This is a genomic window from Micromonospora sp. 4G55 (assembly GCF_016803375.1).
The window spans coordinates 1-8502 of sequence record NZ_JAEVHN010000243.1 but is presented as its reverse complement, the minus strand read 5'-3'; the positions used below and the strand labels follow the sequence as shown (position 1 = coordinate 8502).

Below are 8502 nucleotides of genomic sequence, written 5' to 3'. Positions count from 1 at the left end.
GCCGGCGCCAGCGCGCGCCGGAGGCCCGGCGCCGCAGCTCGCGACGGAGCTGCTCGGCCTCCTCGGCCAGCGCCGACGCGTCGTCCGGTACGACCACCCGACCCCACTCCGGTGGCAGGTCGGGCAGCCCGTCGGACGGGCCGTGGCCCTCTGCGTCAGGCATGCCCATCGGACCCCCGGGGAAGTGGCTCGTGAGCGGACGGTGGTACCCCTCCAGCGTCCCGCACCGCCCCTCCTGCCGCCAGACCTGGGCGGGCCGGGCGCTGCCGGGCTACCATGGGAAAAGCGCGTAGCCCGAGAAATCCACGCTCCGATCACCCGTATCGGGTTGTCATCCGTTCGTCACGGAGCGTGCTCGAACCATCGGTTTGACTGCCTGTCAAGCTGAAGAAATACCTCTCACAGGGCCCCTGAGCTGCGCCAACGGTCAGGACAGCGGTGGGACATCGGTGCCTGAGCGTGTTACCCTAGACACAGCGAAAGGGGTTTCGAACCTATGGTTTTCAGTGTCGGCGAGACCGTTGTTTACCCCCACCACGGGGCCGCACTCATCGAGGCAATCGAGACTCGGGTCATCAAGGGCGAGCCCAGGGAGTACCTCGTCCTGAGGGTCGCGCAGGGTGACCTGACGGTCCGGGTGCCCGCTGAGAACGCCGAGATCGTGGGCGTGCGCGAGGTGGTCGGCGAAGAGGGCCTCGGCAAGGTCTTCGACGTGCTCCGTGCACCGCACACCGAGGAGCCGACCAACTGGTCGCGGCGTTACAAGGCGAATCTGGAGAAGCTGGCCTCCGGGAACCCGCTGAAGGTCGCCGAGGTCGTTCGCGACCTGTGGCGCCGGGAGCGGGAGCGGGGCCTGTCCGCGGGCGAGAAGCGCATGCTCGCCAAGGCCCGCGACATTCTCGTCGGCGAGGTCGCGCTGGCCGAGAAGAGCACCAAGGACGAGGCGGAGACGCTGCTCGACAAGGTCCTGACCGAGGCCTGATCCCACCGGATCGTCGTACCCGTCCCGCAGCAAAGAAACCACCAGGACCGCGACGTGACCGCGCAGCTGAATCCGCGCGGTGACGTCGCGGTCCTCGTGCCTGCGGCCGGTGCCGGGGTACGCCTCGGCCCGGGCGCGCCCAAGGCGCTGCGCCTGCTCGGCGGCGAGCCGCTGCTGGTGCACGCGGTACGCCGGATCGCGGCCGCACCGTCGGTGCACACCATCGTGGTGGCCGCCCCGGCGGCCGAGGTGGATGCGGTCCGGCGGCTGCTGGCACCCGTGGCGCCGGTGGTGGTCGTGCCCGGCGGCGCGGAGCGGCAGGCGTCCGTGGCGGCCGCCCCTGGCCGCCGTGCCACCGGGGGCCCCGACATCGTGCTCGTGCACGACGCCGCCCGCGCACTCACCCCACCGGAGCTGATCGAGTCGGTGGCCGGGGCGGTCCGCGCCGGGCACCACGCGGTGATTCCGGTGCTCCCGGTGGTCGACACGATCAAGGAGGTCGGCGCGGGCGAGGTGGTCCTCGGCACCGTCGACCGCTCCGCGCTGCGCGCGGTGCAGACCCCGCAGGGCTTCCGCCGGAGCGTGCTGACCGCCGCGCACGCCGCGGCGGGCGATTCGCTCACCGACGACGCCGGGCTGGTCGAGAAGCAGGGCGTACCGGTGTTCTGCGTGCCCGGCTCGGAGTACGCGCTGAAGGTCACCCGCCCGTTCGACCTCGCGCTCGCCGAGCACCTGCTGGCCGTCGGCCACTGACGCGTACCCTCGGCTCATGATCGTTCCTCGGGTGGCCGTCGGCACCGACATCCACGCCTTCGCGCCCGGCCGGCCCTGCTGGCTGGCCGGACTGCACTGGCCGGGCCAGGACGGCCTGGCCGGTCACTCCGACGCCGACGTGGTCGCGCACGCCGCCTGCAACGCGCTGCTCTCCGCCGCCGGGCTCGGCGACCTCGGCGCGAACTTCGGCGTCGACCAGCCCGAGTGGGCCGGTGCCTCCGGGGTGGCGCTGCTGACCGAGTCGGCCCGGCGGGTCCGTGCGGCCGGCTTCGAGATCGGCAACGTCTCGGTCCAGGTGGTCGGCAACCGTCCGAAGATCGGGCCGCGCCGCGAGGAGGCGCAGCGGGTGCTCTCCGCGGCGGTCGGCGCGCCGGTCACCCTCTCCGCCGCCACCAGCGACGGCCTCGGCTTCACCGGGCGCGGCGAGGGGCTGGCCGGGATCGCGGTGGCCCTGGTGTACGAGGCCGGCTGACCGGTATTCCCGCTCGTCGCGGTGAGGCTCGCTACGTGTGGGTGGGGGCGCGGGGAGGGTAGGACTACGAGGGGCGAAAGCTGTGCCCCGGCCGGTGCGGCGCCTCCGGCGGCCCCGGCGACCGAGAAGGAACCCCCGTCTGCAGGAAGCGGAGAATCGTGCTCACCGTCAAGGCCTACGCGGCGACGTCCGCCACCGAACCCCTCGCGCCGACCACCATCGAGCGGCGCGACCTCGGCCCGCACGACGTGCTCATCGACATCAGGTACTCCGGCATCTGCCACTCCGACATCCACACCGCGCGCAGCGAGTGGGGCCCGACGACGTACCCGATCGTGGTCGGCCACGAGATCGCCGGCGTCGTTCGGGAGGTCGGCCCCGAGGTCACGAAGTTCACCGCTGGCGACCGGGTCGGCGTCGGCTGCATGGTCGACTCCTGCCGCGAGTGCGACAACTGTCGCAAGGGCCTGGAGCAGTACTGCCTCAACGGCAACATCGGCACGTACGGCGGGTTCGACCGGGACGGTCAACCCACCCAGGGCGGGTACGCGCAGGCCATCGTGGTCACCGAGGACTTCGTGCTGCGCATCCCCGACGGCATCGAGCTGGACGCGGCGGCGCCGCTGCTCTGCGCCGGCATCACCACGTACTCGCCGCTGCGGCACTGGAACGCCGGGCCCGGCAGCCGGGTGGCGGTGATCGGGATGGGCGGCCTCGGCCATATGGCGGTCAAGCTGGCCCACGCCATGGGGGCGGAGGTGACCGTGCTGTCGCAGTCGCTCAAGAAGCGGGAGGACGGGCTGCGGCTCGGCGCCGACCACTACCACGCCACCAGTGACGAGGAGACGTTCACGAAGCTGGCCGGCTCGTTCGACCTGATCATCAACACGGTCAGCGCGAAGATCGACCTGGACGCGTACCTGCGGCTGCTCGCCGTCGACGGCACCCTGGTCAACGTCGGCGCGCCGGAGGATCCGCTGTCGGTGCACGCGTTCTCGCTGATCCCGGCCCGGCGGTCGTTCGCCGGTTCCATGATCGGTGGCATCGCCGAGACGCAGGAGATGCTCGACTTCTGCGCCGAGCGTGGCATCGGCGCCGAGATCGAGGTCATTCCGGCCGAGAAGATCAACCAGGCGTACGAACGGGTGCTCGCCTCCGACGTGCGCTACCGCTTCGTCATCGACGCCTCGACGTTCTGAGCCGTCGGCGGAGGGGGCCGGGTCTCGGGTGAGGCCCGGCCCTCGGTGCGTCAGCCCCGGCGCGCCCAGGTCCAGGCGTACCCCTCGTCCTCGCACTCGCCGGCCGCGTCGCAGAGGTCGAGCGGGCGGAAGGTGTCCACCATGACGGCCAGCTCGTCGAAGAAGTCGACCCCGATGGAGCGCTCCGCCGCACCCGGCTGCGGCCCGTGGGTGAAGCCCGACGGGTGCAGCGAGATGGAGCCCTGCTCGATGCCGGAACCGCGCCGGGCCTCGTAGTTGCCGCCGGTGTAGAAGAGCATCTCGTCGGAGTCGACGTTGTGGTGGTTGTACGGCACCGGAATGGCGTCCGGGTGGTAGTCCACCTTGCGCGGGACGAACGAGCAGATGACGAAGTTCGGGCCCTGGAAGGTCTGGTGCACGGGCGGCGGCTGGTGGATCCGGCCGGTGATCGGCTCGAAGTCGTGGATGGAGAAGGCCCACGGGTACATGTGCCCGTCCCAGCCGACCACGTCGAACGGGTGGTTCGCGTAGACGTGCTTCGTCCACCCGCGCCGGTGGCGTACCAGCACCTCGACGTCGGTGCCGTCGACCAGCAGCGGCGCGTCCGGTCCCCGGACGTCCCGCTCGCAGTACGGCGAGTGCTCCAGGAACTGCCCGCGCACCGACAGGTAGCGCTTGGGCGGGCCGATGTGGCCGCTGGCCTCGACGGCGAGCAGCCGGGTGGGGGCGTCGCCGGTCGGCACCAGCCGATGCACGGTGGAGGTGGGGATGATCACGTAGTCGCCGGCGACCGCGTCGAGCACGCCGAAGGTCGACTCCACCCGCAGCGTGCCGGCCTCCACGTAGAGGCACTCGTCGCCGGTGGCGTTGCGGTAGAGCGGGGACGGCCGGTCGGCCAGCACGTACGCGATCCGCACGTCGTCGTTGGCCAGCAGGTAGCGCCGACCGAGGACCGGGTCGGCACCGGTGCCGTCGAGCTTGTGGGTACGCAGGTGGCGCGGCTTGAGCGGGAGATTCGGCACCCGGGTGTACGCCGGCGGGGTGAACTCCTCGGCGGCGACGATCGCGGTGGGCGCGTACCGGTGGTAGAGCAGGGACGAGTCGGAGGAGAAGCCCTCCTGGCCCATCAGCTCCTCGGCATAGAGGCTGCCGTCGGGCTGGCGGAACTGGGTGTGCCGCTTGCGGGGCACCTCGCCGACGCTGCGGTAGTACGGCATGTCGCCTCCCGTTATGTCCCGTTCTCCGGCCGATGACGTCCGATAATCGGACGCTGTTGTCCGTTCCTTGTAGCGTCCCGTAGATTCTTGTCTCGTGTCAACGCAGGTGCCCCGCCTCTTCGCCGGCCTCGTCGACGACGCCGCCGTCTTCCCGCCCGGCAGCGCGTCCCTGCCGGACGCCGTCGCCGCGCACCACGAGCACCGCGACGCCTGGTACGCCGACCTGGTCGGCCCGCTGCTGCTGCCCGCCTCGACGCTGCCCGCCCTGGCCGACCTGCTCGGCCCCGGCGAGCGGATCGCCGTCGGCGTCATCGCTGACCTGCCGATCGGGCAGCTCGACGCGGCGCTCGCCGGGACCGATCCCCGGATCACCGTCCGCCAGGTCGAGGCGGCGGTCGCCAAGCGCGGCGAGGACCCGCAGCCCGGCCTGGCCGAGCTGCGGAAGCTCGCCGAGCGGCTGACCGGCGTCGACGTCTACGCCGAGGTCCCGCTGACCTTCGGGCTCAGCGGAGCGCTGGACACCCTGGCCGCGGCGCGGGCCGACGGGCTGCCGGTCGCGGCGAAGTTCCGCACCGGCGGACTGGCCGCCGAACTCTTCCCCACGCCGGTCGAGCTGGCCGCGGTGATCTGCGCCTGCCGCGACCGGGGCCTGCCGTTCAAGCTGACCGCCGGGCTGCACCACGCGCTGCGCCACCTCGACCCGGAGACCGGCTTCACGCACCACGGGTTCGTCAACGTGCTGGCCGCGACGCTCGCCGCCGCCCAGGGCGCCGAGGTGGACGCCTCGCCGCCCTGCTCGCCGCGACCGACCCGCTGCCCCTGGTCGAGCAGGCCCGGGCGCGGCGCGACGAGGAGCGCCCGCTCTGGGTCGGCTTCGGCTCGTGCAGCATCCTGGAACCACTGACCGATCTGATCCGGCTGGCGCTGGTGAACGGGGGATTCGAAAGATGAGCTGGGTGACGGGCGCCGACGGTTCGCCGTACGGGGTGACCAACCTGCCGTACGGGGTGTTCCGGGCCGGCGGGCGCGGGCCGCGGATCGGCGTACGCGTCGCCGACTTCGTGCTCGACCTGGCCGACGCCGAGGCGGCCGGCCTGGTGCTCGCCGCCGGGGCGCTGGGCCGCCCCACCCTCAACGCCTTCATGGCGCTCGGCCGTCCGCAGTGGACGGCGGTGCGGCAGCGGATCGTCGAACTGCTCACCGACCCCGCGCACCGGGCGGCGGTGGAGCCGCTGCTGGTCCCGCTCGGCGAGGCGGAGCTGCTGCTGCCGTTCGAGGTGGCCGACTACGTCGACTTCTACTCCTCCGAGCACCACGCCTCGAACGTCGGCCAGATCTTCCGCCCCGGCCAGCCGCCGCTGCTGCCCAACTGGAAGCACCTGCCGATCGGCTACCACGGCCGGGCCGGCACGGTGGTCGTCTCCGGCACCCCGGTGGTCCGCCCCACCGGGCAGCGCGCCTCCGCGCAGGGCCCGACCGCCGGCCCCTCCGTACGCCTCGACATCGAGGCCGAGGTGGGCTTCGTGGTCGGCGTGCCGAGCGCCCTCGGTGACCGGGTCGCCGCCGCCGACTTCACCGACCACGTCTTCGGTGTGGTGCTGGTCAACGACTGGTCCGCCCGGGACATCCAGGCCTGGGAGTACCAGCCGCTCGGCCCGTTCCTGGGCAAGTCCTTCGCCACCTCGATCTCGGCCTGGGTGACCCCGCTGGACGCGCTCGCCGATGCGTTCGTGCCGGCGCCGGAGCAGGACCCGCCGGTGCAGGACTACCTGCGCGACACCCCGCACCTGGGGTTGGACCTGCGCCTGGCGGTGGAGTGGAACGGCGAGCGGGTGGCCGAGCCGCCGTTCGCGACCATGTACTGGACGCCCGCCCAGCAGCTCGCCCACCTCACCGTCAACGGGGCCTCGCTGCGCACCGGCGACCTCTACGCCTCCGGCACCGTGTCCGGTCCGGACCGCGGCCAGGTCGGCTCGTTCCTGGAGCTGACCTGGGGCGGCGCCGAGCCGGTCAAGATCGGCGCCGGCGAGACTCGCACCTTCCTGGAGGACGGCGACACCGTCACCATCCGGGCCACCGCCCCCGGCCCGGACGGCACCACCGTCGCCCTGGGCGAGGTCACCGGGCGGATCCTGCCGGCCCGCTGAGTCGCGTATCCGCCGGTCGCACCCGCTGTGCGACCGGCCGGCCCTCCTGCCGCGTTTGATCGACCGGATTCGGTCACCACCCCACGCCGTCCCGTCCCGGGGCGGCGTGGGTCGTGACCGGCACGGCACATCCCAGCGGACAGGAGGTACGAGCATGGACGATCTCGTGGGCGCGGTCTGGCGCACCAGTAGTCGGTCGAACGATCAGGGGCTCTGCGTGGAGGTGGCGGACAACCTCGCACGCGACCGGGGTGTGGTCGGGATACGTGATTCCAAGGACCCGGACGGGCCGGTGCTCGTCGTCGGCCCGCCGGGCTGGACGGCGTTCGTCGGGGCGATCCGCCACGGCGGTTTCCGCCCCTGACCCGCGCCTGATCCGCGCCGCGGGACCGCACCGGTGCCCCGATCCGGGGCACCGGTGACGGAAATTCCACCGCAGGACCCCCCGTGGCGCGCTCACCCGCCGTACCGTGGACGCCACGGGAGGTGTCATGTCGACGGTCACGGTCACCGAGTTCATCGAGGCGCGGGCCGACGACGTGTGGGCGCTCCTGGTCGACCTGCCGGTCCGGGCCGACTGGCTGTGCACCGTCGGCGGCGTGGAGCTGCTGACCCAGGGCCGGCTGGGGCCGGGCACCGCCTGGCGGGAGACCCGCACCAGGCCGGACGGCGGTGACCAGGCGGAGGAGTTCGTGGTGCTGGAGGCCCGGCCGCCGCACCGACTCGTGCTCAGCTCCCCCGGCATCGGGGTGGACTACCGGATCACCTGGACCCTGCGCACCGTGCGGCGTCGGGGCCGTGGCTGCACCGCGGTGGCCGTGGAGCACCAGGCGGTGCCGATCGCCCCGTACGGGCGGGTGGTCGCGCTGCTCTTCGGCGGGCTGGCCGCGCGGGCGGTGGAGGGGGCCATCCGGCGCGATCTCGCCGACCTGGCCCGCCGCCGCCCGGCGCGCCAGCGGCGCCGAGGCGGCCTGAACCGCCACCCCCGTCGTCGCGACCTGAGCGGGGCGGCGACGGGCTGCCTCGGTAGGGTGCCGGGCGGAGGTGTGCATGGGTGTCCCGAAGGGCCGGCGACGGATCACCGTCGCGGTCGCGGCGCTGCTCGCCCTCGGGGTCGTCGGTGCCGTCGGCTACCGGGTGCTGGCCCCCGCCGAGGTCGTCACACCCGCCCAGGACGACCTGCCGCCCCTGGACACCCCGGCGACCGGGGTGGTGGGTCGACTGCCCGCCGCACCGCTGATCGTCGACGGTCGGCTCCGGGTCTATGCGGCGCAGCGCCAGGTCTACGCCGACCGGCCGGCCGACAGCAAGCACCGGGTCACCCCGTTCTGGTCGTACCGGCGGTGGCCGGCCCAGCTCAACGGGGTGCTGGTGGCGGGTACCACGGTGGTGAGCCGCTGGTCCGACGGGAAGATCGTCGCGCTGGACGGCCGTACCGGGAAGGTGGCCTGGCGGGCCGACGGCCCGACGCCGGGGAAGGGCTTCCCGGCCCGACGCACCGGCGCGGCCATCGTCTGGGACCCGCGGGGGATCTTCCTCGCGTCGGGTCCCGGCGACCGGACGACGCTGGTGGCGTCCGGCGCGGGCGACCTGCGCGGGTACGCGCTGGCCGACGGGCGGGAGCTGTGGCGGGCGGCCGGCGACGCCGACTGCCGAACCGATCTCGGGACCACGGCCGCCGGCCAGGTCCTGTCGGTGGACGCCTGTGCCG

8 protein-coding genes and 2 pseudogenes are annotated in these 8502 nt (G+C 73.2%); 9 read left to right on the top strand and 1 reads right to left on the bottom strand.

Going from position 1 to position 8502, the window contains the following annotated elements; genetic code table 11:
* Window positions 1–496: 496 nt before the first annotated feature.
* From JNW89_RS19730 to JNW89_RS19715, 4 genes are all read left to right on the top strand, one after another.
* On the top strand, window positions 497–982 hold the full coding sequence (locus tag JNW89_RS19730; RefSeq protein WP_013288937.1) for a CarD family transcriptional regulator: 486 nt from the start codon (window positions 497–499) through the stop codon (window positions 980–982).
* Window positions 983–1036: 54 nt separating this feature from the next.
* On the top strand, window positions 1037–1735 hold the full coding sequence (gene ispD / locus JNW89_RS19725; protein WP_238450022.1) for a 2-C-methyl-D-erythritol 4-phosphate cytidylyltransferase: 699 nt from the start codon (window positions 1037–1039) through the stop codon (window positions 1733–1735).
* Between the two features lie 16 nt (window positions 1736–1751).
* Window positions 1752–2228 carry a 2-C-methyl-D-erythritol 2,4-cyclodiphosphate synthase gene (gene ispF, locus JNW89_RS19720; RefSeq protein ID WP_238450021.1) on the top strand — a complete coding sequence of 159 codons (477 nt, stop codon included), beginning with the start codon at window positions 1752–1754 and terminating at the stop codon, window positions 2226–2228.
* Window positions 2229–2386: 158 nt separating this feature from the next.
* Window positions 2387–3427, top strand: coding sequence for an NAD(P)-dependent alcohol dehydrogenase (locus JNW89_RS19715; RefSeq protein WP_238450020.1), 1041 nt, complete (start codon window positions 2387–2389; stop codon window positions 3425–3427).
* A 50-nt stretch (window positions 3428–3477) separates the two neighbouring features.
* Here the strand turns inward: JNW89_RS19715 and JNW89_RS19710 are convergent, their stop codons facing one another.
* Window positions 3478–4644, bottom strand: a complete 1167-nt coding sequence (locus tag JNW89_RS19710) for a homogentisate 1,2-dioxygenase (protein WP_238450019.1) — start codon at window positions 4642–4644, stop codon at window positions 3478–3480.
* A 94-nt stretch (window positions 4645–4738) separates the two neighbouring features.
* Between JNW89_RS19710 and JNW89_RS19705 the strand changes: the two are divergent.
* The 5 genes and pseudogenes from JNW89_RS19705 to JNW89_RS19685 all read left to right on the top strand — a co-directional run.
* Window positions 4739–5595 (top strand): annotated as a pseudogene (locus tag JNW89_RS19705) (hypothetical protein).
* On the top strand, window positions 5592–6791 hold the full coding sequence (fahA, locus tag JNW89_RS19700; RefSeq protein WP_238450018.1) for a fumarylacetoacetase: 1200 nt from the start codon (window positions 5592–5594) through the stop codon (window positions 6789–6791). Before JNW89_RS19705 ends, fahA begins: the two are co-directional and overlap by 4 nt.
* A 154-nt stretch (window positions 6792–6945) precedes the next feature.
* On the top strand, window positions 6946–7155 hold the full coding sequence (locus tag JNW89_RS19695; RefSeq protein ID WP_238450017.1) for a DUF397 domain-containing protein: 210 nt from the start codon (window positions 6946–6948) through the stop codon (window positions 7153–7155).
* 127 nt (window positions 7156–7282) lie between these two features.
* Window positions 7283–7672, top strand: a pseudogene (locus JNW89_RS19690) (SRPBCC domain-containing protein); the annotation flags it as partial.
* 169 nt (window positions 7673–7841) lie between these two features.
* Window positions 7842–8502 (top strand): PQQ-binding-like beta-propeller repeat protein (locus JNW89_RS19685; RefSeq protein ID WP_238450016.1); only part of this gene is annotated, 661 nt, incomplete at its 3' end.